This window comes from Micromonospora saelicesensis, assembly GCF_900091575.1.
Classification (GTDB): Bacteria; Actinomycetota; Actinomycetes; order Mycobacteriales; family Micromonosporaceae; genus Micromonospora; species Micromonospora saelicesensis.
In genome coordinates this window covers 428397-452241 of sequence record NZ_FMCR01000006.1, presented here as the reverse complement: position 1 = coordinate 452241, position 23845 = coordinate 428397, and the positions used below count along the sequence as shown (strand labels likewise).

Below are 23845 nucleotides of genomic sequence, written 5' to 3'. Positions count from 1 at the left end.
CGAGCGGTGATTGTAGCTAGACCAGTGACTCCCGCCACTGCCGATGCAGGGCGGCGTACCGGCCGTCGGCCTCGGCGAGCACGGCGGGTGGGCCGTCCTCGACGACCCTTCCGCCGTCGAGGACGAGCACCCGGTCGGCGGTCTCCACTGTGGAAAGTCGATGTGCGATCACCAGTGCGGTGCGGTCGCGCAGGATGGTGCCGAGTGCCCGCTGCACCAGACGTTCCGTCGGCACGTCCAGCGACGACGTCGCCTCGTCCAGGATGAGCACGGTCGGGTCGGCCAGGAACGCGCGGGCGAACGCGACCAGCTGCCGCTGCCCGGCGGAGAGCCGGCCGCCGCGCCGGTGCACCTGAGTGGCGTACCCCTCGGGTAGTGCGGCGATGAAGTCGTGCGCGCCGATCGCCCGCGCGGCGGCCTGGACGGCGGCGTCGTCGGCCCCCGGGCAACCGAACCGGATGTTCTCCGCGACGGTCCCGCTGAACAGGTGGTTCTCCTGCGTCACCAGCACCACCGCGCGGCGCAGGTCGGCGTCGCGTACGTCGCGCAGGTCGACCCCGTCCAACCGGACCGCGCCGGTGTCGGGGTCGTGGAAACGGGCGACGAGCTTCGCGATCGTCGACTTGCCCGCCCCGGTCGGGCCGATCAGCGCCACGGTCTGCCCGGCCGGCACTGTCAACTCCAGCCGACGGAGAATCGGGGTGTCGGCCCGGTAGCCGAAGCCGACCGAGCGAAAGATCAACTCACCACGGCCGGGACCGGTCGGCAGCGGTGTTGGCCGGGTCGGTTCGGCGACGGCCGGTCGTTCGTCGAGCACCCCGGCCAGCTTCTCCAGTGCGGCGGTGGCCGACTGCAACGAGTTGTAGAACTGGCTCAGCTCCTGCATCGGCTCGAAGAAGCGCCGCAGGTAGAGCAGGAACGCGGCGAGCACGCCGATCTCGGTCTGCCCGCCGAGCACCCGCCAACCGCCATAGCAGAGCACCACAGCCACTGTGACGTTGCCGATCAGCTTGATTGCGGGCGAATACGTGGCGATCAGCCGGAACGCGTGCAGGCTGCTCCGCCGGTAGTCGTCGCCGAGCGCCACGAAGATCCGTTGGTTGCGAGGCTCCCGGCGGAACGCCTGCACTGCCCGGATGCCCCGCATCGACTCGACGAAGTGAACGATGACCAGCGCGACCGCGTCCCGGGTCCGTCGGTACGCGCTGGCCGACGACCGGGCGAACCAGCGGGAGAGCGAGAACAGGAATGGAAAGGCGAACAGCGTCACGGCCGCCAGCGGTAGGTCCAGCCAGAGCAGGATGGCGGCCACCGACAGGATCGAGAGCCCGGCCAGCACCAGGTTGTCGATCCCACCGTCGACCAGCTCGGCGATCGAGTCCAGGTCGCTGGTGAGCCGGGAGACCATCCGGCCGGACGTGTACCGCTCGTGGAAGCCCACCGAGAGTCGCAGGAAGTGCCCGAACACCCGCTGCCGCAGGTCGAGCAGGACGGCCTGGCCGATCCGGGCGGAGAGGGTGAGGAAGCCGCGGCGGGCCGCGTACTCGGTCACCGAGGCCACCGCGAACGCCCCGGCGACGGCGACCAGCGGGCCGGCGTCGCCGGCGCGCAACGGCGGGATGGCCCGGTCGATGCCGATCATGACCAGGTACGGGCCGGCCATCGCGGCGGCGTTCTGGGCCAGCAGTAGGGCGACCGCCGCGGCGAGACGCCTCCGATGTGGGCGGAGCAGGCCGCCCAGCAGGGTGCGGCTGAGCCGGCGTAGCCGGGCCACCGCCTCGGGGCTGGTGTCCTCGGCTCGACTGCGGTCAGCCTCCGGGTCGGTGGCGGTTCCGCGCCAGCGGGTGAGCTCGGGCTCCTCCTCGGGAGGTGGCTCGGCCTGCTCCGGCACGCTCACGAGCGCACCAGCCCCCATCCGTCCGAAGGGGACGAACTCGGGCCGCTGGCCCCGGCTGGCGGTGGATGCCCGACGGTCGGCTCGGCGGCGAGCAGTGCCCGGTACGCCGGAACGGTGGCCAGCAGTTCGGAGTGCCGGCCGGTCGCGGTGATCCGTCCGTCCTCCAGCAGGGCGACCCGGTCGGCCAGCGCGATCGTCGACGGCCGGTGCACCACCAGCAGTGCGGTGCTGTCGCGCAGGACCCGCCGTAGCGCCGCTTCGACCAGGGCCTCGGTGTGCACGTCGAGAGCGGAGAGCGGGTCGTCCAGCACCAGCACCGCCGGTCGGCCGAGCACGGCCCGTGCCAACGCGAGCCGCTGCCGTTGCCCGCCGGAGAGGGACAACCCCTGCTCGCCCACCCGGGTCGCCAACCCCCAGGGCAGGTCGTACGCGAAGTCGGCCTGGGCCAGCGCGAGGGCCGCGCGGATCTCGTCGTCCCCGGCGTCCGGGCGACCCAGGGTGAGGTTCTCCCGCACCGACATGGAGAAGAGGGTGGGCTCCTCGAACGCCACGCCGACCAGCCGGCGCAGCGAGGCCAGCCGCAGCTCGCGCAGGTCGTGCCCGTCCAGGGTGATCCGGCCGGTGGTCACGTCGTGCAGCCGGGGCACCAGGGAGAGCAGCGTGCTCTTGCCGGAGCCGGTGGCGCCGACCAGGGCCAGCGTCTCGCCCGGCTCGATGGTCAGGTCGATCTCGCGCAGCACCCCCGTGGTGGCACCCGGATAGCTGAACGCGACCCGTTCGAAGCGCAGCCGACCGTGCACCGCGTCGCGCGGCAACGCGACCGCGCCGGGAGAATCCACGATCTCCGGTGGAGTGTCGAGCACCTCCTGGATCCGGTCGGCGGCGGTGGCCGCCTCCTGACCGTTGGCGATGATCCAACCCAGCGACTGCACCGGCCAGATGAGCATCAGTTGGAGGCTGACGAACGCGACCAGCTCGCCGATGGTGAGCGCGCCCTGCGCGGCGGCGGCCGCCCCGGCCGCCAGCACCACGCCAAGGGTCACGTTGGGCACCAGGTCGAGCAGCGCCGAGGTGTTCGCCAGCAGCCGCCCCTTGCCGACGCCCGTGTCGTGCAGCCGCCGGGCCGCACCGGCGAAGCGGGCGGCCAGCTCGGGCCCCCGCCCGTACGCCTTCATGGTGCGCAGGCCCTGTGCGGTCTCCTCGACCAGCGTGGCCACGTCGCCCTGCTGATCCTGCATCCGGCGGGACGCGGCGTGGTAGTGCCGGCCGAACCGGCGACTGATCAGCAGCAGCGGCACCGCGCTGGCGGCGACCAGCACCCCGAGCGCCGGGTGCAGGTTGATCAGCAGCACCACCACCACCACGTACGTGGTCAGGTTGAGCACCAGGAAGAACACGCCGAAGGAGAGGAACCGGCGGATCACCGACAGGTCGCTGGTGATCCGGGAGAGCAACTGGCCGGACTGCCAGCGGTCGTGGAAGTTGGTCGGCAGCCGTTGCAGGTGGGCGTAGACGTCGGCGCGCAGCGCCGCCTCCATGCCCACCGCCGAGGACGACTGCACCCACCGGCGGATGAAGATGAGCACCGCCTCGACGACGCCGAGCAGCAGCGCCAGGCCGCCGAGTTGGAGCAGCCCGGCCGTTTCGTGTCGGGCCACCGGCCCGTCCACGACCCGCTGCACGACCAGTGGTACGGCGATCCCGGCCGCGGTGCCGGCGAGGCCCGCGACGAGCAGCCAGACGAACTCGGCCGCGTACGGGCGCAGGTAGGGGCGCAGCCGCCAGAGGTTGTGCACGGGGTGGGTGCCCGCGGCGGCCCGGGCGGCCGGGTCGCCGTCGCTCTCCACAGGCACTACCCGACGGTAGCGTCAATGAGTGTCGATGCTCCTGTCAGCTTGTTGTCAAGCGTCGCTCATGACCGAGAAGCCACTTCTTCACGTCCAGCCCCCAGCGGTAGCCACCGAGCGTGCCGTCGGTGCGGAGAACCCGGTGGCAGGGCACGAAGAGGGCTGCCGCGTTCCGGGCGCAGGCGGCCGCGGCGGCCCGTACCGCCGGTGGCCGGCCGGCCAGCGCGGCGTACCCGGTGTAGGTGACCGGGGTGCCCGGCGGCACCTCGCGCAGCACCTGCCAGGCGTGCGCCATGAACTCTCCACCGGTGCGTTGACGGACCGGCACCGCGTCGATGGCGGCGAGGTCACCGTCCAGGTAGGAGTGGACCGCCGCAGTGACCGGGCCGAGGTCGGCCCTCTCCCGTAGCGGTGCCCGCAGGGTCGGGTGGACCAGGGGCAGCAGCGCCGCCGGGTCCGGGGTGAAGCCGGCCGCCCGTACGTCACCGTCGGGGCCGGCGAGGATGCTCAGGGGGCCGGCCGGTGTGCTCAGTACGGTGCTGTCGATGTTCATGCCGCTCTCCAGAGTCTGATCGTGGCGTAGGACCGCCAGGGACGCCAACGCTCGGCGTACCTGTCGAGGGTTGGTGGGGTGTCGGGCAGGCCGAGTGCGGCGGCGCCGCGCCGGACCGCGAGGTCGGAGCTGAGTAGGACGTCCGGGTCGCCGAAGGCGCGCATGGCCAGGTAGTTGGCGGTCCACGGGCCGATGCCGGGCAGCGCGAGCAGCCGCCGAACGGCCTCCTCCCGATCCACCCCAGCGGCGAGGCCGACGGATCCGTCCACCACGGCCCGAGCCAACCCGCGCAATGCCTCCCGCCGCCCCACCGGCATCCCAAACCCCGAGTCCGGCAGGCCCAAAAGCTCCTCCGCGCTCAAGAAACCCCGCAGCCCCTCCGGCGACCCATCCCGTTGATCATGAAGTTGTTGTCCCGGCACGCCGTCCTCAGTGGCAATAACTTCATGATCAACGCGAGCGTGGGCGGTCAGGAGGCGGGTGAGGGTTGTTCTTGCGGACGTGACCGAGACCTGCTGGCCGATGATGGCGCGGACGGCCTGCTCGAAACCGTCGACGGCGCGGGGGACGCGGATGCCGGGTTCGGCGGCGACCACCGGGGCCAGCGCCGGGTCGGCGGCCAGCGTCGCGTCGATGGCCGCGGGGTCCGCGTCCAGGTCGAGCAACCGGCGGCAGCGGGCCACCGCCGGCGCCAGGTCGCGCAGGTCGGCGAGCCGCAACGTCGCCGCCACGTGCCCGTCCGCCGGGGTCAGCGCCACCTGGCCGGTGCCGTGCGGCAACCGCAGACCCCGGTGGTACGTCCCGTCGCGGACCGCCTCCACGCCGGGCAACGCCCGCACCGTGAGGAAGTCCAGCAGCGCCCGGGCGTGCAGCGGCGGGCGGTACGCCAGCCGGAGCGCGATGATCCCCGCCCCGGCCGGCGCCTGCTGGCGGCCACGGGCCGTGCGCAGGTCCGACGGCGCGCTCGCGTACACCTCGCGAAGCGTGTCGTTGAACTGCCGCACGCTGCCGAAGCCGGCGGCGAACGCGATCTCGGCCATTGCCAGGTCGGTCGTCTCGATCAGGATCCGGGCGGTCTGGGCGCGTTGGGCCCGGGCCAGCGCCAGTGGACCGGCGCCCATCTCGGCGCTCAGCATCCGGTGCAGGTGCCGCTCGGTGTAGCCCAGCCGGGAGGCCAACCCCGGTACGCCGTCCCGGTCGACAACCCCGTCCGCGATGAGCCGCATCGCCCGACCGACCACGTCCGCGCGGACGTCCCAGAGCGGTGAGCCGGGCGCGGCGTCCGGCCGGCAGCGGCGGCAGGCGCGCAGCCCGGCGCCCTGCGCGGCGGCGGCGGACGGGAAGAATCGGACGTTCTGCCGCTTCGGGGTGATGGCCGGGCAGGACGGCCGGCAGTAGATCCCGGTGGACGTCACCCCGGTGTAGAACCAGCCGTCGAACCGCTGGTCACGGCTGTCCACGGCCCGGTAACACCGCTCGAAGTCCATCTCCATGTCACCGATGATGCCCCGCTCGACCGGTCATCGGCTGGCGGGAATCGGACCTGGGCGTGCGCGCTGGCCGCGCGGGACCCTCCGGTCAGCGGCGGCGTCGGTGCGGCTGACCGGACCGGCCGGCGCTGGAGCCCTGACTGGTTCGCTCGGCCTGGCCGGCGCGGCTGGACCGGTTGCCCTGACCGGCGCGGTTGGCCTGACCGGTGAGCAGGGCCGATCGGAACACACCGTCCGGGTCGTACCGCTTCCACAGCCGCCGGACCCGGGCCCCGGCCTCGCCCGGGTAGATCCGGGCGAACGCGGCCGGGTCCGGCCGGCTCTCGAAGTTGACGTAAGCGCCGTCGGCGCGTGCCCCGGCGGCCCGCCACGCGGCGTTCAACGCGGCGTCGGCCTGCGGCGGAAACACCGAGGCCACGATCAGCGTGTCCTGGTGGCGATGCGGGTACGCGGTTGCCTCGGAGGCGACGTCGTTGACCGCCCCACCCAACGAGCGGAGCTGGATCACCGCCCGCCCCGGCCCGGTCACCGCTCGCGTCACGGCCCGCGCCCCGGCGTCGTCCAGCGCGGTGAACAGACCGTTGGTGGTCGTGCCACGCTGCTGCCCGACGTTGGGGTTGAGGTGCGCGGTCGGCACCAGCGTCGGGTAGGGCAGCAGGTCGGTCCGGTGTTCGAGCACCTTGCCGATGGCGAGCAGCGGTTCCACCGCCGGCCGGGCTCGGCGCAGGCTCTCGGCGGCGACCACGGCGGTGATGGACATGAGCACCGACCGACCCTCGGCGAACACCACGGCGGCCGCGGACAACTCCCGTGGCGCCTGGGCGAGGTAGCTCGTCCACTCCCGGACCGTGCGACCGTCCGGATGCGCCTCGACGACCAGCTGCGCGACACCGACGTTGCGCTGCTCGGCCGCCTCGATCTCGAAGGCCACCACGATGCCCGCACCGGCGCCGGCCCCGCGGACCAGCCAGAACAGCTCCGGCTCGTGGTCGGCGTCCGCGCGTACCAGCGTCCCGTCCGCCAGCACCACCTCGACGGCGCGGACCCGGTCGATGGTGAGGCCGTGGGCGCGGACCAGCCAGCCGACACCACCGCCGGTGGCCAGGCCGCCGACGCCGACGCCGCCGTAGTCACCCGAGCTGATCACCAGGCCGTACGGTGCCAGTGCCTTCGCCACGTTCGCCCAGCGCGCGCCGGCCTCGACCCGGACCAACCCGGCCCGCTCGTCGATCACCTGAACCCGGTTGAGCATGGACAGGTCGATGACCACTCCACCGTTGTTGGAGGAGGCTCCGGAGAGGCCGTGCCCGCCACTGCGGACCGCGATGGGCAGCCGCTGCTCCCGCGCGTAGCGCAGCGCGTCGACCACCTGCGCGGTCGTCTTCGGCAGCAGGACCGCGGCCGGTGACGCCGACCTGGTGTACGTCGAACGCAGTTGCGCGTACCGGCGGTCGCCGGGCGTGACGATCTGCCCCCGGAGGGAGTCGGGCACCCGGGCCATGGCGGTGCTCATCGTCGCCCCCACAGCTCGCACCTCGGGTGTCCGGGATCGGTCATGGCCCAAGGATGAGCGGGCATGCCGGCCTCGACAAATTTCGTGGACCGGTGCCCGCTGGCCGCTGCGACGCGCGACGCTCGCCGGTACGGGGAGCGACGCGCGAAGGTGACCGGGATCTCCTGGGTCGACCGGTCAGGCCGGGGCGGAAGAACCACCGACCTGACCGGTGATGCTCAACGTGACGGGATCGGCGTGACCGTCGGCCGGCCCGGCACGCCGGGCGGGCCCAGCGGAGTCGTCGGGGTCGGTGAGACAAGCGGTTTGCCCGGTGCGCCCGGCGTGCTGGGCAGGCCCGGCCGGGTCGACGGACTCGGCTTGACCGTCGGTTGGCCCGGTACGCCGGGCGTGATCGACGGGTCCCCGGGCGCGCCCCCCGGGCTCGGCTCGACAGTGGGCACCGTGGTGGGCGCGGACGGGGTGGGCACGGGTGGGCTGGGCACGGCCGCCGGGCCGGCCGGGCTGGGCACGGCCGGGGGAGGCTCGTCCGAGCCGGTCGCGGCCAGGGCGAGCGGCGTGGCGATCAGGATCGCCGCCAGGGTGCTCACCGCCCCCACCGTCACCGTGGCGCGGCGTCGGTTGCGCACCCGCCGTTCCGCTCGGCTCAACTGGTCATGCACGATCGGTGCCTCCTCGGCCAGGTCGGTGAGGGTGGAGCGGATGAGGTGCTCGAAGGGTTCGGTCATCGCCGTACCTCCAGCCTGTCGACGTCCGGCAGCAGGTCGCGTAGTCGCTTCACCGCTCGATGGGTACGGCTGCGTACGGTCCCCACCGAGCAGCCCAGCAACTCGGCCACCCGGGCTTCGGGCAGGTCCTCGTAGTAGCGGAGGACCACCACCGCACGCTGTGTCGGTGGCAGGTGACGCAGCGCGGCCCGCATCGCCAAGCGCACGTCGGTGCCGCCGCTCGGGTCGCCACCGACCGGTTCGTCGGCCGGGTTGAGCGGTGTCTCCCGCCACCGGCGGAGTCGCCGCCACCAGCTGATCTGCTCCCGGTACATCACCACCCGCAGATAGCCCTCAGGATCGGCGTGCCGGATGGTTCCCCACTTCGGGATGGTCCGCGCCAACGCCGACTGGAACAGGTCCTCAGCGGCGTTGCGGTCCCCCGTCAGCAGGTACGCGACCCGCATCAGCGCCGGAGTCCGGCTGCCGACGAACTCGGCCAGCCGCGCGCGCTCGTCCTCGTCCACCCACCACCCCCGTTTCGTTGTCACAGATACAGACGTCCCAGGTCATCGTCGCTATCCACGATCGGTGGGGTTTTTCGGCCCGAAAGTGTCGGTCGTGCCGGGTAGCGTCCGGCCACCAACTGAAGAAGGGGTGCGGCGAATGACGAGCGTGGCGGGTTGGGCGGCGGCGTCGACACCGGGTGCGTTCCCGCCGCTGCCCCGCGCGGTGGCGCAGTCCTTCTACCGCCGGATGCGGGCCGTCGCGCCGGCCGCCGTGGGCGCCATCGAACGGGACCGGGCGGGCGACCCCGAGCAGAGCTTCCCCGACACGGCCTGCGGCCGGTTGGCCGGCTCCCTCGACGAGGCGGGCCTGCGGGCGCTCGGGATGTGGACGCACCACTGGTGCATGCGCTTCTACGACGACGACACGAGGGTCGGCCGGCGGTTGATCCGCGAGATCGCCGCGCGGCCGGGGCTCGGCTGGACGGCCGACGAGGTGCGTTGGATGCTGCGCGAGTCGGTCTCGGCCGGCCCGGCCGCCGCCGACCGGTTCACTCTGCCCCGCGCGGCCGCCGGGCAACTGACGCCGGCCGACCGTCGGGCCCTGGGCCGTTGGCCCGAGGTCGAGGTTCCCCGCCAACGGCGGCCCGACCAGGCTGGTTGATCATGAGGCTGGCGGGGCCCGACCGCCACCCGCGGGTGGCGGTCGGGCCCCGCACCGAGCGGGCGGGAGACCAGCTACGGCAGGATGGACGCCGCACCGGCCCCCGACGGAAGGACGCTTCGATGCCCGCCAGCGAACCGACCATCATCGCCACCAGCATGGGCTTCTTCCGGGGCGACCGCGGGCCCTACGACCTGCGCCCCAGCCCCGTCTTCGAGCTGGCGGCCGAGTTGGCCGAGGCCGGTCCGCAGCCGCGGGTCTGCTACCTCGGGCAGGCCGTCGGCGACCAGCCCACCTCGCTGACCGCCGTCTACGGCGCGTTCGCCGACACGCGGTTCCGGCTGTCACACCTCGCCCTGTTCCCGATGCCGAACGTCGAGGACGTCCGCGCCCACCTGCTCGCCCAGGACGTGATCTGGGTCGGCGGCGGCAGCGTGGCCAACCTGGTCGCGGTGTGGCGGGTGCACGGGCTCGACGAGATCCTGCACGAGTGCTGGCAGGCCGGCGTGGTGCTGGCCGGCGTCTCCGCCGGCTCGATCTGCTGGCATGTCGGCGGTGCCACCGACAGCTTCGGCCCCCGGCTGCGCGGCTTCACCGAGGGCCTGGCCTGGCTGCCGTACGGCAACGGGGTGCACTACGACAGCGAGGGCCAGCGCCGCCCGCTCATGCACGAGCTGGTCGGTGACGGCACGTTCCCGACCAGCCACTGCACCGACGACGGCGTCGGCCTGGTCTACCGGGGCACCCAGCTGGTCGAGGCGATCGCGGACCGCGACGGCGTCTCGGCGTACGAGGTCAGCCGAGGCGCGGACGGCAGCGTCCGGGAGGCGGTCATCGCCCCCCGCCGGCTCGGCTGAGCGTCACGCCTCCTCGACCGGCTGTCGGCGGCGCAGCACCGCGTCGAAGACCTGGGCCAGCTCGGCGGCGTCCTCCCCGGCGTGGTGCGTGTGCGGCATGTCGTGCAGGCCCAGCTCGTTCTTGATCGTGCCCTGGCGGGTCCTGGCCCACTCACTGCCGGTCAACCCCATCCAGTAGCTGCGGAGATCAACACCGGAGCCGGTCGAACCGAACGGGCTGTGCCCGACGAAGCGGACGAAGTACCAGTGCACGAACATGCCGTCCCAGACGGCCGGGGCGGCGAGGAAGACCGGACGGCCGACCCGGCGCAGCCCGTCGACCCAGGCCGCCGCGGCGGACATCGCCTCCTGCGCGGTGGGTGCCTCCCGCAGCAGCCGGTCCCGGTCCAGGCCGGAGACGGCCAGCGCCGCCGGGACGAACTCGTCGGAGATGGGGCGCAGTTCGGTGTAGAAGGTGAGGTCCGGGCGACCGGCCACGGCCATGCCCAGCGAGATCATGCTGTACGGCCCGGGAATCGGTCCGTCCGCCTCCACATCGACGGCGATGTACAGCTCAGGCAATGTCGAGGTCATCTCACCTCCAGCAGCGGAACATCGAACCGGGAGATTAGCAACGCCTGGCGGGGCCCGGTGGGAGCGACGATCGACCACCGGCGCGGCGCCGAATCGGAGCCGCCTGGACCGGCTCGGCCGGGACCGGCGTAAGCTGGCCCGTCGTGAGTCTCACCATCGGCATCGTCGGCCTGCCCAACGTCGGCAAGAGCACGCTTTTCAACGCGTTGACCAAGAACGACGTGCTGGCGGCGAACTACCCGTTCGCCACCATCGAGCCCAACGTCGGCGTGGTCGGGCTGCCCGACGAGCGGCTGGGCAAGCTGGCCGAGATCTTCTCCTCGCAGAAGGTGCTGCCGGCCCCGGTGTCGTTCGTCGACATCGCCGGCCTGGTCCGCGGCGCGTCGAAGGGGCAGGGCCGGGGCAACGCCTTCCTGGCCAACATCCGGGACGCCTCGGCGATCTGCCAGGTCGTCCGGGCCTTCTCCGACCCCAACGTGGTGCACGTCGACGGCAAGATCTCCCCGGCCGACGACATCGAGACGATCAACACCGAGCTGATCCTCGCCGACCTGCAGACCCTGGACAAGGCGCTGCCCCGGTTGGAGAAGGAGGCCAAGCTCCGCAAGGACCGGGCCGCCGCCGTCGCCGCCGCGAAGGCCGCGATCGAGGTGCTCGACGGTGGCACCACCCTCTACTCCGGGGCCGCCGCCGCCAAGATCGAGCTGGAGCACCTGCGCGAGCTGCACCTGCTCACCACCAAGCCCTTCCTGTACGTCTTCAACGTCGACGAGGCCGAACTGGCCAACGAGACGTTCCTCGACGAGCTGCGCGCCCTGGTCGCCCCCGCCGAGGCCATCTTCATGGACGCCAAGATCGAGTCTGAGCTGGTGGACCTGCCCGAGGAGGAGGCCCGCGAGCTGCTGGAGTCGATCGGGCAGAACGAGCCCGGCCTCAACCAGCTCGTCCGGGTCGGCTTCCGCACCCTCGGCCTCCAGACGTACCTCACGGCCGGCCCCAAGGAAGCGCGCGCCTGGACCGTCCCGGTCGGCGCCACCGCGCCGGAGGCCGCAGGTGTCATCCACAGCGACTTCCAGCGCGGCTTCATCAAGGCCGAGGTGGTCTCGTACCACGACCTGGTCGAGCACGGTTCGATGGCGGCGGCCAAGGCGGCGGGCAAGGTCCGCATCGAGGGCAAGGAGTACGTCATGCAGGACGGCGACGTGGTGGAGTTCCGCTTCAACGTCTGAACCTGTCCTGTCGACGGCCTCGGGCGAGGATGACGCGGCGGGGCGACAAGGGTGGATGTCCGGCAGGACGCCGTACCTTGTCGCCCTGACCACGTCACCGACGAGGCGTGAGGCCAGCCGTCAGGTGGTGCTTTCGCTCTTACCTGTCATCAATCCGGTCGCTGCGCCTATTTCTGGCTCCGAGCGCAGGCGGATGATGATATCTGTGGCGACGCAAATGGTCGTTGTCGAAGAGTGGTGCACGCTACGTGTTAAGCCAACTATCCCATTATGGGCGCGCCTAGTTGTAGTGGGCGAACTCGGTGTAGTCGTTCCAGATCCAGCCTTTGACGCCAGTGCAGCAGTCCGAGTGCCACCACAGGTTTCCGGCATCGTTCACACAGCGCTTGTCGATACGGAATAGCGTCTTGGACTTCCAGTGGGCGATCACGGTGGACGATCCCGAATAGCTGGTGTGCACCGCGGCGCTGCCGACGATGACCCGTCTCATGTGGGGCGTCCAGTTCGAGCAGGAGGCCAATGTTCCGACCTCCGCCGGCACCTCGCCCATTTCGCTCACCATTGCGCTCGGGCTGGGCTCGACCGCTGCTGCCGGTGCCGCGATCGGAAGAATGCCGGCAAATGCGAGCGTGAGTGCGCCACCCGCCGCTGCGAGTCTCCTCGACGTTGCTTTCCTCATAGAGTTCTCCATGTCTGTAAGGGCCTCTGAGTTGGACCGTATAGCTAAGGCCATCTCTGCGAAGTCCGACCTTGGTAACGGATAGATAAACGTGGCTTGATCAGGGCTTTTATTTGGTGGATTCAAGTAAATGGAGCCAGCGAGTCTCGCTTTGTGGGCGGTGGCCAGGCTCTGCTTGCCAACCGCGCTCGGGATCACGGCCACCGTCGGTGCAGCCGGGGCTTGGATGTCCGAGGGCAGCCGGGCAGCCGGGCAGCCGGGCTCGGCCCGTGCTCGCTACCGTGTCGGCCTGCCCGAGCACCTGGAGCGCTTCTACTGCTGGCCGTAGTGAGGGCGGCTCGGCTTCCGCTTCGTCCCGGCCCTGGCCTTCACGAACTGTCCTTGGCGTTGGTCCCGCTGCTGCCGCTGCCAGTCGTGTCGCCGGCGGTCGCGTCGTCTCTCGTAGCCGCGGGCGACCACGGCCAGCGCCATCCACCCGGACAGCACCAGGCCTGCCGCCCCGACCACCCCTTGCGGCCGGCCCCGATGCCCGCTGAGGACGCCGAAATCGGTGACGAAATCCCCCGGATCCTTGGGGTTGACCCATATCTGCACCGCGCTGTCGGCCGGTAGGCAGACCTCCCAACAGCCAACCTCGGCCTGACGCTGACCGCCGGCGGACTCGTAGCGCAGGTGCATCGTGTTCCGCCGCTTGTGCACGAGTTCATCGACGACTGCCTGGGCTGGCACGCCGTCGACCCGCAGTCGACGTCCCCACGCGTCGTTGTCCTGAAAGGTCTTGAACGGCAGCCACATCATGGCCAGCCCGACCGCAAGGCCGAGTGTGTAGACGGGGTAGCGGGCACGCCACCAGCTCCGCAAGATCTGCACGGTGGTCATGGTGGCAGTCGATGTCGACAAGCGGCGGTAGGTTGACCGGATGACGGAACAGTTGCTCCGATCGTCGTTCGGCGCGGCGGCGACCGCGTACGCCGAGCACCGCCCGGATTACGCGCAGGCCGCGGTGCGGTGGGCGCTGGAGCCCGCCCCCGGCCTACGCGTGCTCGACCTGGGCGCCGGCACCGGCAAGCTGTCCGCGACGTTGGCGGCGGTGGGCGCGGACGTCGTGGCGGTCGAACCCGACCCGGCGATGCTCGCCGAGCTACGCCGTGCACTGCCGGCCGTCCGTGCCCTGCCGGGTAGCGCCGAGGCCATCCCGTTGCCGGACGCTTCCGTCGATGCCGTGCTCGCCGGCAACGCCCTGCACTGGTTCGACATGGCTGTCGCGGGGGCGGAGATCGCCCGGGTCCTCGCACCCGGCGGTGTCCTGGCCGGTCTGTGGAACATCATGGACGACCGGATCGACTGGGTTGCCGGGCTCGAACGGGTCAGCGGGAGTGCGGCCATCGGCCCGCGGGACACGTTGAGCAGTTGGCGCACGGCTACGGCGGACATGCTCGTTCCGAGCACCGGCCTGATCGCGGGGTTCGGGTCGGCGGAGCAGGTCGAGTTCCCGCACGGGCAGCGCCGTACCGCCGACTCGCTCGTCGCGACGCTCGCGACGCGGGCCGGGATGCTGGTCATGCCGGAGGAGGAGCGAGAGGCCATCCTCGGCCGGATCCGCTCCTTCCTCGGGAGCCGACCCGAAACCGCTCACGGCGAGTTCACGCTGCCGATGCTGACCGGCGTGCTGCGCGCCCGTCGGAGCTGACGATCGTCGACCCGGTGAACCGGCATCGCTCCGGGGCGTTGAACGCTGTGCTGGCAGGCGCCGAGGTGGCGCTGGTGGGCCTGTTCTCGGCGAAGGACAAGGAGTTCGACAGCAAGCTCAATCTGCTGGCCAGCGTGGTGGAAGCCCACGGCGGCCAGGTCGTGAGCCGGCACGTGCAGCGGCGGGGAGTTTCGTCCGGCGGAGCGGACAAGATGGGCGACCCGTTCTCGCGGCGGACTCTGCTCAGCCCCGGTAGGGCCCGCGAAGTCGCCGAGGCCTGCCGGCAGCGCGGGGTCGGCGTCGCGGTCTTCGCGAACCCCTTGACCGACCACCAGCGGGCCGTCCTCACGGACATGTTCGGCTGTCCCGTCCTGACTGGCGAGGACCTCCGATAGTTCAGGGACGGGGGGCCTTCTCGCCATGGACGACTGCGTACTCCGCGGCGAGCCAGGGCCCGAGGTCGTCGATGAGTTCGCGGAGCACACTCGGAACCGGCGAGGGCGTGCGGCCGATAACGGCAGCTCTACGCATCTGCTCCGCGCGTTCCGGATAGTGGAGCCCGAACGCCTCGGCGGACTGGGTGAGGTCGCTCGTCCAGCCTCCCCACCGCGGCATGATCAGCGTGAACCCCGTCCTGACGATGCGCCGAGCGACGACCCGGCTGAGAGCCTTCCGTTGCTGGTCGTTGTTGGCTTCGGCTGCCTGGCGGCGCCACCCGGTTAGTGCAAGGGACAGGTCGCCGTTCGTCTCGCGGGCGAGCAGGGGAGTGGGCCGGTAGCGGGGGAGTTGGTCGGCGAGGTCGTCGCCCAGCAGGGGGGTGCACAGGCAGGCGACGAAGAAGCCGAGGTCGTGCCGCTCAAGCTCGCTGAGCAGCGTACGTGCACTGAACAGCAGGATGCCCACGCCGTCGATCTGCGGAAGGGTCCGGTCGAGGTCTTGCTCGATCCTGGTGGCAGCCGCCCGGTCGGCCTCGGTGGGTTCGGTGTGCAGGGCGAGGAGCAGGTCGAGATCGGAGACGCCGAGGATGGCGGTGCCGCGCGGGATGCTGCCGTAGATGTAGGCGCTGTGCAGCAGACCACCGTCGAACGAATCGGCTATCCGAGCGCGTGCCGCGTCGACAACACCGGCGAACGCGGCCGGGACCCGACTCAGCGCACCCTCGCGCGCAATCCAGCCCTCGACGTCCAGTCCTGTTCCGGCCATGGGGACACTCTGCCGGAGCTGGCGAGCACGTTCAGCCCCGGCCGTGCGACGTCGGCGCCCTACTGCTCGGCCCAGGCACCCAGCTCGTTGCCGCTGGGGTCGGTGAAGTGGAACCGCCGGCCACCGGGGAACTCGTACGGCCCGTTCACCACCTGGCCGCCCGCCTCCTTGACGGCCTGCACGGACCGGTCCAGGTCAGTGGAGTAGAGCAGCACGAGCGGGCCGCCCGCCCGAACCTCCCTGTCCAGCCGGAGGCCGCCCACCTCGGGCGCGGCGTCGCCGTGTGGGCTGCGGATGCCGGCGTACTCCGGCCCGTAGTCGTTGAACTGCCAACCGAACGCGTCGGCGTAGAAGCGCTTGGCCACGGCGAGGTCGGTCACCGTGAACTCGACGTAGTCGATGGCGTGGTGTCGGTGCGGCGATGGCTCAGACATGCGCCGATCGTGCACCCCGGGTACGACGAAACCGCGACGTGCAACGAAAGGTTGCGCGATGGGTGTGGGCTGCCGTAGGTTGAGTGCAACCAAAGGTTGCGAAAGGTTGTGGGCATGGAACAGGGAACGATCGAACGCGACATCCACGTCAACGCGTCCCCCGAAGTCGTCTTCGAGGTGGTCAGCCAACCCGAGCACATGCGGGAGTGGTGGCCCGACGACGCGCGGTTCGAGTCTGTGGCCGGCGCGCCCGGTGAGCTGGTCTGGCGCGACACCGACACCGGGGAGACGAAGACCGTCGCGCTCGCCGTCGTCGAGGTCGACCCGCCGAAGCGGTTCTCGTTCCGGTGGTGCTTCACCGAGCCGGACCGGAGTGGGCAGGCGCTGTTCGTCACCTTCGACCTGGTGCCCAGCGGCGGCGGGACGCTGATCCGGATGACCGAGACCGGGTTCCGCGAGTTGGGTTGGGAGGTCGCTGTCCTGGAAGAGCAGTACCGCGACCACGAGAACGGTTGGGACCACTACATGCCCCGGCTGGGCGAGTACGTCGCGCGGCTGGTCGCGACCCCGTGAACGCGGTGGTCGACGACGAGTTGTGGTCGGCGATCGGCGACCCGATCCGGCGTACGATGATCGATCTTCTTCTCGCCGACGGGCCGGGCACGGCCACCTCGTTGAGCAGGCGGCTACCCGTCACCCGTCAGGCCGTCTCGAAGCACCTGGCGGTCCTCGACCGGGTTGGGCTGATCCACGCCGAACCGGCCGGTCGCGAGCGTCACTACCAGGTGGACGAGGCGCAACTCGCCCGCGCGGTCGCCCAGTTGTCGGCGGTCGGCTCCACCTGGGACGCCCGACTCCGCCGGATCAAGCGCATCGCCGAGACGATCGAACGCACCCGCACCAACGACGAAGGAGACTGAGAATGGTCGACATCCTGCACCGGGTCGGCGTCGTCGCTCCGCTCGACGACGTCTACCGAGCGGTGGCAACGCCGGAGGGCCTCGCCGCCTGGTGGACCACCGACACGGTGGGCAAGAGCGAAGTCGGTGGACAGCTGGCCTTCCGGTTCGGCGATGCCGGCGGCTTCGACATGGAGGTCCTGGAGCTGAACCCCGCCGGGCGGGTGCGGTGGCGCGTCGTCGACGGCCCCGAGGAGTGGGTCGGCACCGAGGTCGACTGGCGTCTCGACCAGCGCGGCGAGTACACGATCGTCCAGTTCGCGCACCAGGGCTGGCGCGAGCCGGTCGAGTTCATGCACCACTGCAGCACCAAGTGGGCGCTGTTCCTGATGAGCCTCAAGGAGCAGGTGGAGACCGGCCACGGCCGACCGGCCCCGGACGACGTCCGGATCAGCGACTGGCACTGACCACGGTGATGGCTGCATCGCCGGGCAATCGCGAGCTCCGCCTGGAGATCGCGATTGCCCCGGCGGTCAGGCCGAGGGCCACGATCGCCATGGCGCACAGCAGCAGCGTCGGGCGTGCACCGATGGCACCCACCAGTGGCCCGCCGAGCATGGTGCCCAGCGGCACCGCCAGCACGAGGATGGCGCCGTTCGCGGCGAGCACCGCCGGGAGCTGCGCGATGGACGTGCTGCGCTGGAACAGCGCCATCGACGTGGCCATGTACGGTGCCCAGATCAGGCCTGCGAGGGCGAAGGCGGGCAGCGACAGGCTGACAGGTGCTCCCAGGCCGAGCGGCAGCATGGCGACGCCGAACCCGACGACGATGCTGATGGTGGTGGCACGCAGCGGCCAGCGACGTAGATGGCCGGCGACCACACCGCCGACCAGACCGCCGACGCCGAATGCGGTGTAGTAGCCGCCGAGCAGCGTCGCGGAGGCGTGCAGGTCGTCGGTGATGTGGATCGGCATGGCCACGTACACCGGCCCGAAGAGGAAGAAGAACCAGAGGCTCAGCACCAGCAGGCCCAGCAGCGCGGGGTTGCGACGGATGACGGCGAAGCCTGCGGTCCGCGAGGCGCCGCGCTCATGCCGGTGGTCGCTCTTGCGTGCAGGGAGGGCGAGACGGTACGTGAGGGCCAGTGTGGCGAAGGTGGCAGCGTCGATGGCGATGACCCATACCGGCCCAACCCAGGCGATCAGGAGGCCCGCCAGTGGTGGACCGACGATGGTGGCGAACCCGGCGATGCTGGCGAGCACGGCGTTGGCCGGCAGGTGGTGTCGCTGCGGCAGCAGTTCGGCGATCAGTGTGAAACGCCCGGCGGAACCCCACGAGTGCAGCAGTGCGGACGCGGCCAGCAGGACGACGTACAGCCCGAGGGTCAGTGCGCCGAAGATGTAGGCGAGGGGGATTGCCGCGAGCGCCGTGGCCCGCAGAATCGCGTCCCACCCGGCGAGTTGCGCGCCGCTGCGCCCCCGCAGCAGCCGACCGAAGACGACAGTTCCGGCCGCGCTGGGCAGCGTGTACGCCGCCATGGCCAGCGCGATCCAGGTGCCCCGCTGACCGTGCGGGGCGAGTTGGATGGCGAGCCAGGTCACCGCGACCACCGCCAGGCCGTCACCCAACGCGGAGACGGCCAGCCCGGGTAGAACGCGCCGGAGCTGAGGGTGACTGACCACCGGCCAGTACGGAGAGGAGCGCGGAAATCGGGAGGCGTCCGTCATGTTGTCAGCTCACCCGGCGCGGGACCTGCGGATCAACACCTACTGCTACCAGCAGAATCAGCCGAGGGCGAAAGGCCCGATCAGCCGCTCGGGCGGTCGTCATCGCGGCCCTGACGGTCCGGGCGCTCGTCCGCTTCCGTCGGGGTGTGGCCGCCGAGCAGCGCCGCGCGTAGTCGGTCGTTCTCGCGCTTGGCGCGACGCTCCCGGCTGATACCGGCGGCGATGCCACAGATCCAGGCGAGGGGCACCAGCACCCTGCCGATCGTGTGGGCCCCGCCGTGCTCGTTGGCCCGGAGGGTCCAGCCGGCACCGAGCAGAACGAGCGCCAGCGCCAACAGAGCCCGTTCGACTCGTCTGGTCATCATGGGCACCCGTTTCGGCTGACGGAGATCGACCCCGGCCCCTCGGGGACAGGTCGTCGTGCCCACAGTGGCACATCCACGCCCATGCCCCCGGGGACCGGAGTCGATCAACCGCCGCTACTCCGCCCGGTAGACGGAGATGTGCGACGGGCTGTCGGCCTGGAACGGCCGTCGGTGCCAGTCGGCGTACCGCTCGGTGAGCCGGAGCCCGGCCTGCTGCGCCATCTCGTCGATCTGGTGCGGCCAGGCGTACCGCATGGCGAACGGCTTCAGGTGCACACCGTCCGCGTCGAACGTGATCGTCTGCCGGATGAACCGCTGCGCCGGCCGGTCGTACCGGTGCAGTCGGATCGTCGCGGAGTCCTCGGTCACGGCACGTACCTGCACCTGCTCGTCCGAGTCGAAGCTGCGCGGGTCGGGCACGAACGTCTCGATGACGAACGCGCCGCCGGGCGACAGCACCCGGGCGACGTTGCGGAAGCAGTCCGCCTGCCGCTCGGCGTCCACCAGGTTGAACAGGGTGTTGAAGACCAGGTACGCGAGCCGGAACTCACCGGCCACCGGCACATCCGCCATGTCGGCGACGACCACCGGGATCCGGTCGCCGCCGGGTTTCGCCCGCAGCTGCGCGAGCATCTCCTCGGACGCCTCGACGCCCTGCACGGCGAGGCCACGTTCGGCCAGCGGCAGCGCGACCCGGCCGGTGCCGATCGCCAGTTCGAGAACCGGACCCCCGTCGGCCAATTCGGCCAGGAAGTCAACGGCGGGCGCCGGGTCGGGGTTGCCTGGGCCGTCGTAGTCGGCGGCCCACAGTCGGCCGAAGAGGCCGGGATCGTCGAAGACCGACATCAGCGGCCTCCGAGGTTGGGGTCAGTGGCGCCCAGCAGCGCCAGGGAAACAGTTCTGCTCACGAAGTCTCGATTCCTCGGGTCGGATAACGGTTGGTTCGGGGGACTTCGTCGTGTTGGGCATGGTGGCTGCTCCCTTCGCGCGGCTGTCGACCGAGGACACCAGAGACGCCGCGGGCCCGGCAAGGCAATTACGCCAGCCGGGCCCACGACGGGACGTGCGGTCAGGAGATGTGGTGCAGGATCACGTTGTGCACGTGGTGGCTCTTCTGCGCGCCACGGAACTCCACCTCATAGGTGTGCGTGCCGACGTGGATGGCGATGGCGCCGGTGGAGAAGAACGAACCACCCCACGACTTGTTGCTGACCACGCTCACGCTGGTGATCTTCGAGTACGGGATGCTGGTGATCGCGAACCGCTTCCCGACGAAGGACCGGTCCTGGATGATCACGCGGCGGTCGGTCAGCCCGATGAACCCGGTGCCGGTGCCGACGGCGTCGTAGACGGCGATGATCTGCTCGCCTTCGAGGAGGCCACTCTCAATCTGCTGGACCTGCTCTTTGCGGTCGTACGCGATGTTCGCCATGTGATCCAGGCTAGAAAACCGGTGCCAACGTACCCACCCGGGCGAGGACCACGAACTCGCCGTCGCCGTGGCCGACGGGCTCGCCGTGCCAGCCCCCGTGAACGCGATCCACGATGAAGCCCGCCCTGGTCAGAGAGGTGCGTAGCTCGGCCTCGGTGCGGAAGCGCAGGCTCGCCGAGCTGAGGAGTTCCTCCCCGTCGTCGAAGTGGTAGTGGTGGGTGAAGTCGACCACTCCGTCGCGTACCCCGGTGACCTCGGTCCACGCGCGGACCTCGCCGCCGTCGGGCAGCATGACCAGCCGGTGCGAATCCACCGGGTTCCACCGCTCCCAGCGACGGTCCGCCGGGTCGCGGGCGTCGAACACCAGCCGGCCGCCGGGCACCAGCGCCCGGGCCAGGTCGGCGAGGGTACGCGCCCACTCCGCATCGTCCACGAAGAACTGCGCGACGTGGCTGGTCAGCACCGCCACGTCGAACGCCCGCTCCGGCAGCAGCGCGGAGGTGCCCGCGAGCCAGGTCACCCGCTCACCACCCGGCTTGGCGCGGGCGGCGGCCACTGACGCGTCGGCCGGGTCCACACCGGTGACGGTGTGGCCGGCGGCGGCGAGGGCAATGGTCAGCCGGCCGGTGCCGCAGCCGAGGTCGAGCACCCGGGCGGCCGGGGTCTCGTCGACCACCGTCTGGAAGAAGTCGTCGTCCGGCCCCCACCGGCACTCCGCGTCGTACACCGGGACCAGCCGGTGGTGGCGGAACTCGGCGTGCCTCATCGGGGGTTCGCGTCGGTCGCGGCGCGGACGAACTCGCGTACCCGGGTGGTGGTGTTGCTGGCCAGCCAGACCGGCCCTCGTTCGATCGGTGGCGCGTCGTGGATGGGCACGTACGCCACGTCGGGGCGCGGGTAGTAGCGCCGCGTGTGCTCGCCCACCGGCAGGACTCCCCGGCCCAGCGCGACCAGGGACAGCATCTCGGAGAAGGTGTTCCCGGCAGGCCCCTTTGGCACCGCCCGGCCGGACGGGGTGCGCTCCGGGGTGCGGTCCCGCTTGAACTCCACCGAGGTCACCGTCGGGTACTGCACCACCGGGTGGTCGGCGAGCACCTCCAACGACACCGACCGCTCCCGGGTGAGCGGGTGGCCCGCGGCCACCGCCAGCACCCGGTCCTCGGAGAGCAGCGCCGGGCCGGTGGTCATCCCGTCGAACGGGTACGAGGCGATCAACACGTCGGTCGAGCCGTCGAGCAACCCCGATCGGGTGGTGGACAACTGCGCCTCGTGCACCTCCACCCGGCAGTCGGGGTGCCGTTCACCGAACAGGGCCACTGCCCGGAGCAGCACCGGCGCGGTCCACTCGCCGAGGAACGCCACCCGTAGCGTCCCGGTCACGCCCCGGGCGGCGTCGGTCGCGCGGCGGACGGCCTCGTCCATGCCTGCCACCAGCGGGGCCAGCTCGTCGGCGAGCTGCCGGCCGATCGGGGTGAGCCGGACGACCCGACTGGTGCGGGCGAACAGCGGTGCGCCGATCCGGCGCTCCAGCTTCTTCACGATGTGGCTGACCCGGCCGGTGCTGACGGTCAGCCGCTCGGCGGTCCGGCCGAAGTGCAGTTCCTCAGCGAGGGTCAGGAACGTCTCGACCTCGTACCGCTCCAGCACACCGTTCCCATCGTTGACCTGCGGGCAACGATCGTAGCGGCATCGGGTCTTGGTCGGCGTCCCTCGTCCGGGGATCGTGAACGCGGCAGGGAAAACCGAGCGAAAGGCTCTGACGTGAGCATTGACGACTACCTGGCCGGCCTGGCCGGCCCACTGCGCGAGATCGGCGAGAAGCTGACGCCCATCATCGCGGCGACCCTGCCCGGGGCGACCGGGGCGATGTGGCACGGGCACCCGGTCTGGAGCCTGGGCGACCGGCCCGGCCAGCGCCCGGTCTGCCTGGTCAAGGCGTACGGGTCGTACGTCACCTTCGGGCTGTGGCGGGGGCAGGAGATCACCGACCCGTCGGGGCGGCTGATCCCCGGTGCGCGGGCGATGGCGGCGGTGAAGTTGCGCGACGTCGCCGACATCGACCCGGCCCTGTTCAGCGACTGGCTGCACGCGGCGGCCCACCTGGAGGAGGCGTGAGCGCGGTGCGGGTAACCGGTTTCGACCACCTGGTGCTGACCGTCGCCGACGTGGAACGGTCCCTGGGCTTCTACTGCGGCCGGCTCGGGCTGGCACCGGTGCGGGTCGACGAGTGGCGTGCGGGCAGCGTCCCGTTCCCGTCGGTGCGGATCAGCCCCGACAGCATCATCGACCTCGTCCACGGTGAGCCGCATGGCGCGAACGTGGACCACTTCTGCCTGGTGGTGGCACCACTGGACTGGGAGCAGGTGATCGAGTCGGGAGACTTCACCGTGCTGACCGGGCCGGTCAGCCGGTTCGGCGCCCGCGGGTCGGCGACCTCGATCTACGTACGGGACCCGGACGGCAACTCGGTGGAGCTGCGCTGGTACCCGCAGGACGCCGGGTCGGATTCGGAGACGGTCGTCAGGACTCGGTGACCGCCCGGTACGCGTCCTCGATGCGGGCGGCCAACAGCACCTCGCCCTCGGTCAGCGGCTCGCTGCTGCCGTGACCGACCCGGATCTGGGTGCTGTCGGCCCGGCGGCTGATCTCGGGTCGCAGATGCAGCGCATCCGCGACGACCTTGACCCGTTCAGTTAGTGCGGCGTGTTGGGTATCGTCGATCACGAGCGTCCGTCGGATCTGCTCGCCCTCGCGCGTCCAACCAGATAGCAAGGTCAACGCGTCGGAAAGGTAGTCGTGCTTGGCCCTGCTGTTGAACAGCACGCGCATCACCGCACCCCCCAAGCGCCGTTGCCGGCTTGTGGCCAAATCGTCGCCATCCCGTGTCTTGTCGGTGTCTCCTAGTCTCCCGCTGCTCGGAGGGGGTGTCCACGCCCACACTTCCGTGTCTTGTTGGCCTAGCGGACGGCTACGGTACCCAAACCGCCGATTGATCTGGCACCCTGGACGCCCGTGCGGACCGAACGGGCGAATGATGGCGGGCAGGCCGAACGACGGGACCTGAAGGTGATCGTCGGTGCGGCGATCATCCGGGATGGGCGGGTGCTCGCCTGTGCGCGTTCCGCCCCACCCGAGGTAGCGGGCATGTGGGAGTTTCCGGGCGGAAAGGTCGAGCCGGGGGAGGCCGAGACCGACGCGTTGATCCGGGAGTGCGCCGAGGAGTTGGCCGTACGCGTCGAGATCGGCGCCCGGGTCGGCCGCAACGTACGGATGGCGCACGGCCGCTCGGTGCTCAAGGTGTACGCGGCCCGCCTGCTCGGCGGCGACCAGCCCCAGGCGCTGGAACACGAGGCGCTCCGCTGGCTGACCGCCGACGAACTGGACTCGGTCACCTGGCTCCCCGCCGACGCCCCCATCGTGGCCGCCCTCCGCCCCCTCCTGCTCAACTCGCGTTGATCATGAAGTTATTGCCATCGCCGGCGGCGTGTCGTGGCAATAACTTCATGATCAACCGGAGGGTGGGGTGGGCGCGCCGGGTGCGGGAAGTGGGACGGGGGCCGTGGCAACTGCCACGGCCCC

Annotated in this window: 30 protein-coding genes; 11 read left to right on the top strand and 19 right to left on the bottom strand. The window is 71.1% G+C overall.

Annotated elements, in window-relative coordinates; genetic code table 11:
• Positions 1–16: 16 nt before the first annotated feature.
• The 7 genes from GA0070561_RS26120 to GA0070561_RS26090 all read right to left on the bottom strand — a co-directional run bounded on the left by GA0070561_RS26120 (position 17) and on the right by GA0070561_RS26090 (position 8534).
• Complete coding sequence (locus GA0070561_RS26120; protein ID WP_091406302.1) at positions 17–1915, bottom strand: ABC transporter ATP-binding protein; 1899 nt, start codon at positions 1913–1915, stop codon at positions 17–19.
• Positions 1894–3750, bottom strand: coding sequence for an ABC transporter ATP-binding protein (locus GA0070561_RS26115; protein WP_091406299.1), 1857 nt, complete (start codon positions 3748–3750; stop codon positions 1894–1896). Before GA0070561_RS26115 ends, GA0070561_RS26120 begins: the two co-directional genes overlap by 22 nt.
• Positions 3751–3787: 37 nt before the next feature.
• The gene (locus tag GA0070561_RS26110) at positions 3788–4297 is read right to left on the bottom strand and encodes a methylated-DNA--[protein]-cysteine S-methyltransferase (RefSeq protein WP_091406298.1); all 510 of its coding nucleotides are present in this window, start codon (positions 4295–4297) and stop codon (positions 3788–3790) included.
• Positions 4294–5790: a DNA-3-methyladenine glycosylase 2 family protein gene (locus GA0070561_RS26105; protein WP_091406295.1), complete on the bottom strand. Its 1497-nt coding sequence runs from the start codon at positions 5788–5790 to the stop codon at positions 4294–4296. Before GA0070561_RS26105 ends, GA0070561_RS26110 begins: the two co-directional genes overlap by 4 nt.
• A gap of 85 nt (positions 5791–5875) precedes the next feature.
• Positions 5876–7300: an FAD-binding oxidoreductase gene (locus GA0070561_RS26100; RefSeq protein WP_141710455.1), complete on the bottom strand. Its 1425-nt coding sequence runs from the start codon at positions 7298–7300 to the stop codon at positions 5876–5878.
• A 218-nt stretch (positions 7301–7518) separates the two neighbouring features.
• Complete coding sequence (locus GA0070561_RS26095; protein ID WP_091406291.1) at positions 7519–8028, bottom strand: hypothetical protein; 510 nt, start codon at positions 8026–8028, stop codon at positions 7519–7521.
• Positions 8025–8534 (bottom strand): SigE family RNA polymerase sigma factor, encoded by a 510-nt coding sequence (locus GA0070561_RS26090; RefSeq protein ID WP_091406289.1) that lies wholly within the window; start codon positions 8532–8534, stop codon positions 8025–8027. The genes GA0070561_RS26095 and GA0070561_RS26090 overlap by 4 nt, the downstream gene beginning before the upstream one ends.
• Positions 8535–8673: 139 nt before the next feature.
• Here GA0070561_RS26090 and GA0070561_RS26085 point away from each other — a divergent pair, with 139 nt between their 5' ends.
• Both GA0070561_RS26085 and GA0070561_RS26080 read left to right on the top strand, forming a co-directional pair.
• Positions 8674–9177 (top strand): hypothetical protein, encoded by a 504-nt coding sequence (locus tag GA0070561_RS26085; RefSeq protein ID WP_244166431.1) that lies wholly within the window; start codon positions 8674–8676, stop codon positions 9175–9177.
• Positions 9178–9299: 122 nt separating this feature from the next.
• Positions 9300–10034 (top strand): Type 1 glutamine amidotransferase-like domain-containing protein, encoded by a 735-nt coding sequence (locus tag GA0070561_RS26080; protein WP_091406287.1) that lies wholly within the window; start codon positions 9300–9302, stop codon positions 10032–10034.
• 3 nt (positions 10035–10037) lie between these two features.
• Here GA0070561_RS26080 and GA0070561_RS26075 read toward each other — a convergent pair whose 3' ends face one another.
• The gene (locus tag GA0070561_RS26075; RefSeq protein ID WP_091406285.1) at positions 10038–10607 is read right to left on the bottom strand and encodes an exonuclease; all 570 of its coding nucleotides are present in this window, start codon (positions 10605–10607) and stop codon (positions 10038–10040) included.
• Between the two features lie 143 nt (positions 10608–10750).
• Between GA0070561_RS26075 and ychF the strand changes: the two genes are divergently transcribed.
• Positions 10751–11836 carry a redox-regulated ATPase YchF gene (gene ychF / locus GA0070561_RS26070; protein ID WP_091406282.1) on the top strand — a complete coding sequence of 362 codons (1086 nt, stop codon included), beginning with the start codon at positions 10751–10753 and terminating at the stop codon, positions 11834–11836.
• Positions 11837–12116: 280 nt separating this feature from the next.
• Here ychF and GA0070561_RS33275 read toward each other — a convergent pair whose 3' ends face one another.
• On the bottom strand, positions 12117–12515 hold the full coding sequence (locus GA0070561_RS33275; RefSeq protein WP_141710454.1) for a hypothetical protein: 399 nt from the start codon (positions 12513–12515) through the stop codon (positions 12117–12119).
• A gap of 312 nt (positions 12516–12827) precedes the next feature.
• Positions 12828–13394: a DUF3592 domain-containing protein gene (locus tag GA0070561_RS26050; protein WP_091406272.1), complete on the bottom strand. Its 567-nt coding sequence runs from the start codon at positions 13392–13394 to the stop codon at positions 12828–12830.
• A 40-nt stretch (positions 13395–13434) separates the two neighbouring features.
• Between GA0070561_RS26050 and GA0070561_RS26045 the strand changes: the two genes are divergently transcribed.
• Both GA0070561_RS26045 and GA0070561_RS26040 read left to right on the top strand, forming a co-directional pair.
• The gene (locus tag GA0070561_RS26045; protein ID WP_091406269.1) at positions 13435–14205 is read left to right on the top strand and encodes a class I SAM-dependent methyltransferase; all 771 of its coding nucleotides are present in this window, start codon (positions 13435–13437) and stop codon (positions 14203–14205) included.
• Positions 14206–14219: 14 nt separating this feature from the next.
• A complete protein-coding gene (locus tag GA0070561_RS26040) occupies positions 14220–14600 on the top strand; it encodes a cysteine hydrolase family protein (protein WP_208603857.1) in 381 nt (126 codons plus the stop codon).
• Position 14601: 1 nt separating this feature from the next.
• On the opposite strand, the gene GA0070561_RS26035 is transcribed toward GA0070561_RS26040, so the two are convergent.
• Both GA0070561_RS26035 and GA0070561_RS26030 read right to left on the bottom strand, forming a co-directional pair.
• Positions 14602–15408: a nucleotidyltransferase family protein gene (locus GA0070561_RS26035; RefSeq protein WP_091406267.1), complete on the bottom strand. Its 807-nt coding sequence runs from the start codon at positions 15406–15408 to the stop codon at positions 14602–14604.
• A gap of 59 nt (positions 15409–15467) precedes the next feature.
• Positions 15468–15842 (bottom strand): VOC family protein, encoded by a 375-nt coding sequence (locus GA0070561_RS26030; protein ID WP_091406265.1) that lies wholly within the window; start codon positions 15840–15842, stop codon positions 15468–15470.
• 114 nt (positions 15843–15956) lie between these two features.
• Between GA0070561_RS26030 and GA0070561_RS26025 the strand changes: the two genes are divergently transcribed.
• Genes GA0070561_RS26025 through GA0070561_RS26015 form a run of 3 tightly spaced genes read left to right on the top strand, consistent with a single transcriptional unit; the run spans position 15957 to position 17208 of the window.
• The gene (locus GA0070561_RS26025) at positions 15957–16415 is read left to right on the top strand and encodes an SRPBCC domain-containing protein (RefSeq protein ID WP_091406264.1); all 459 of its coding nucleotides are present in this window, start codon (positions 15957–15959) and stop codon (positions 16413–16415) included.
• Positions 16412–16762, top strand: a complete 351-nt coding sequence (locus tag GA0070561_RS26020) for an ArsR/SmtB family transcription factor (protein ID WP_091406261.1) — start codon at positions 16412–16414, stop codon at positions 16760–16762. Before GA0070561_RS26025 ends, GA0070561_RS26020 begins: the two co-directional genes overlap by 4 nt.
• 2 nt (positions 16763–16764) lie before the next feature.
• On the top strand, positions 16765–17208 hold the full coding sequence (locus tag GA0070561_RS26015) for an SRPBCC family protein (protein WP_091406258.1): 444 nt from the start codon (positions 16765–16767) through the stop codon (positions 17206–17208).
• On the opposite strand, the gene GA0070561_RS26010 is transcribed toward GA0070561_RS26015, so the two are convergent.
• The 6 genes from GA0070561_RS26010 to GA0070561_RS25985 form a co-directional block, all read right to left on the bottom strand.
• Positions 17192–18469, bottom strand: coding sequence for an MFS transporter (locus tag GA0070561_RS26010; protein WP_091406256.1), 1278 nt, complete (start codon positions 18467–18469; stop codon positions 17192–17194). The two genes, GA0070561_RS26015 and GA0070561_RS26010, sit on opposite strands and share 17 nt — an antisense overlap.
• Before the next feature lie 80 nt (positions 18470–18549).
• Positions 18550–18831 carry a hypothetical protein gene (locus tag GA0070561_RS26005; RefSeq protein ID WP_141710453.1) on the bottom strand — a complete coding sequence of 94 codons (282 nt, stop codon included), beginning with the start codon at positions 18829–18831 and terminating at the stop codon, positions 18550–18552.
• Positions 18832–18948: 117 nt separating this feature from the next.
• Complete coding sequence (locus tag GA0070561_RS26000; protein WP_091406252.1) at positions 18949–19680, bottom strand: class I SAM-dependent methyltransferase; 732 nt, start codon at positions 19678–19680, stop codon at positions 18949–18951.
• Between the two features lie 223 nt (positions 19681–19903).
• Entirely contained in the window at positions 19904–20266 is a 363-nt protein-coding gene (locus tag GA0070561_RS25995) for a PH domain-containing protein (protein ID WP_030337500.1), read from the bottom strand.
• A 10-nt stretch (positions 20267–20276) separates the two neighbouring features.
• Positions 20277–21032 (bottom strand): class I SAM-dependent methyltransferase, encoded by a 756-nt coding sequence (locus tag GA0070561_RS25990; protein WP_091406251.1) that lies wholly within the window; start codon positions 21030–21032, stop codon positions 20277–20279.
• Positions 21029–21913, bottom strand: coding sequence for a LysR family transcriptional regulator (locus GA0070561_RS25985; RefSeq protein ID WP_091406249.1), 885 nt, complete (start codon positions 21911–21913; stop codon positions 21029–21031). The genes GA0070561_RS25990 and GA0070561_RS25985 overlap by 4 nt, the downstream gene beginning before the upstream one ends.
• 114 nt (positions 21914–22027) lie before the next feature.
• On the opposite strand from GA0070561_RS25985, the gene GA0070561_RS25980 reads away from it, so the two are divergent.
• Positions 22028–22381 carry a DUF1801 domain-containing protein gene (locus GA0070561_RS25980; protein WP_091406246.1) on the top strand — a complete coding sequence of 118 codons (354 nt, stop codon included), beginning with the start codon at positions 22028–22030 and terminating at the stop codon, positions 22379–22381.
• Positions 22382–22386: 5 nt separating this feature from the next.
• On the top strand, positions 22387–22800 hold the full coding sequence (locus tag GA0070561_RS25975) for a VOC family protein (protein ID WP_244166430.1): 414 nt from the start codon (positions 22387–22389) through the stop codon (positions 22798–22800).
• Here GA0070561_RS25975 and GA0070561_RS25970 read toward each other — a convergent pair.
• Positions 22787–23095 carry a 4a-hydroxytetrahydrobiopterin dehydratase gene (locus GA0070561_RS25970; protein WP_091406523.1) on the bottom strand — a complete coding sequence of 103 codons (309 nt, stop codon included), beginning with the start codon at positions 23093–23095 and terminating at the stop codon, positions 22787–22789. The two genes, GA0070561_RS25975 and GA0070561_RS25970, sit on opposite strands and share 14 nt — an antisense overlap.
• 183 nt (positions 23096–23278) lie before the next feature.
• Between GA0070561_RS25970 and GA0070561_RS25965 the strand changes: the two genes are divergently transcribed.
• Positions 23279–23722 (top strand): (deoxy)nucleoside triphosphate pyrophosphohydrolase, encoded by a 444-nt coding sequence (locus tag GA0070561_RS25965; protein WP_091406241.1) that lies wholly within the window; start codon positions 23279–23281, stop codon positions 23720–23722.
• The last annotated feature ends 123 nt before the right edge of the window (positions 23723–23845 follow it).

Bases quoted from the DNA above. Each gene is read 5' to 3' on its own strand.
- GA0070561_RS26120 (WP_091406302.1), bottom strand. From the start codon at position 1,915: ATGGGGGCTGGTGCGCTCGTGAGCGTGCCGGAGCAGGCCGAGCCACCT.
- GA0070561_RS26110 (WP_091406298.1), bottom strand. From the start codon at position 4,297: ATGAACATCGACAGCACCGTACTGAGCACACCGGCCGGCCCCCTGAGC.
- GA0070561_RS26105 (WP_091406295.1), bottom strand. From the start codon at position 5,790: ATGGAGATGGACTTCGAGCGGTGTTACCGGGCCGTGGACAGCCGTGAC.
- GA0070561_RS26100 (WP_141710455.1), bottom strand. From the start codon at position 7,300: ATGAGCACCGCCATGGCCCGGGTGCCCGACTCCCTCCGGGGGCAGATC.
- GA0070561_RS26095 (WP_091406291.1), bottom strand. From the start codon at position 8,028: ATGACCGAACCCTTCGAGCACCTCATCCGCTCCACCCTCACCGACCTG.
- GA0070561_RS26085 (WP_244166431.1), top strand. From the start codon at position 8,674: ATGACGAGCGTGGCGGGTTGGGCGGCGGCGTCGACACCGGGTGCGTTC.
- GA0070561_RS26080 (WP_091406287.1), top strand. From the start codon at position 9,300: ATGCCCGCCAGCGAACCGACCATCATCGCCACCAGCATGGGCTTCTTC.
- GA0070561_RS26075 (WP_091406285.1), bottom strand. From the start codon at position 10,607: ATGACCTCGACATTGCCTGAGCTGTACATCGCCGTCGATGTGGAGGCG.
- GA0070561_RS33275 (WP_141710454.1), bottom strand. From the start codon at position 12,515: ATGAGGAAAGCAACGTCGAGGAGACTCGCAGCGGCGGGTGGCGCACTC.
- GA0070561_RS26050 (WP_091406272.1), bottom strand. From the start codon at position 13,394: ATGACCACCGTGCAGATCTTGCGGAGCTGGTGGCGTGCCCGCTACCCC.
- GA0070561_RS26045 (WP_091406269.1), top strand. From the start codon at position 13,435: ATGACGGAACAGTTGCTCCGATCGTCGTTCGGCGCGGCGGCGACCGCG.
- GA0070561_RS26035 (WP_091406267.1), bottom strand. From the start codon at position 15,408: ATGGCCGGAACAGGACTGGACGTCGAGGGCTGGATTGCGCGCGAGGGT.
- GA0070561_RS26030 (WP_091406265.1), bottom strand. From the start codon at position 15,842: ATGTCTGAGCCATCGCCGCACCGACACCACGCCATCGACTACGTCGAG.
- GA0070561_RS26025 (WP_091406264.1), top strand. From the start codon at position 15,957: ATGGAACAGGGAACGATCGAACGCGACATCCACGTCAACGCGTCCCCC.
- GA0070561_RS26015 (WP_091406258.1), top strand. From the start codon at position 16,765: ATGGTCGACATCCTGCACCGGGTCGGCGTCGTCGCTCCGCTCGACGAC.
- GA0070561_RS26010 (WP_091406256.1), bottom strand. From the start codon at position 18,469: ATGACGGACGCCTCCCGATTTCCGCGCTCCTCTCCGTACTGGCCGGTG.
- GA0070561_RS26005 (WP_141710453.1), bottom strand. From the start codon at position 18,831: ATGACCAGACGAGTCGAACGGGCTCTGTTGGCGCTGGCGCTCGTTCTG.
- GA0070561_RS26000 (WP_091406252.1), bottom strand. From the start codon at position 19,680: ATGTCGGTCTTCGACGATCCCGGCCTCTTCGGCCGACTGTGGGCCGCC.
- GA0070561_RS25995 (WP_030337500.1), bottom strand. From the start codon at position 20,266: ATGGCGAACATCGCGTACGACCGCAAAGAGCAGGTCCAGCAGATTGAG.
- GA0070561_RS25990 (WP_091406251.1), bottom strand. From the start codon at position 21,032: ATGAGGCACGCCGAGTTCCGCCACCACCGGCTGGTCCCGGTGTACGAC.
- GA0070561_RS25970 (WP_091406523.1), bottom strand. From the start codon at position 23,095: ATGCGCGTGCTGTTCAACAGCAGGGCCAAGCACGACTACCTTTCCGAC.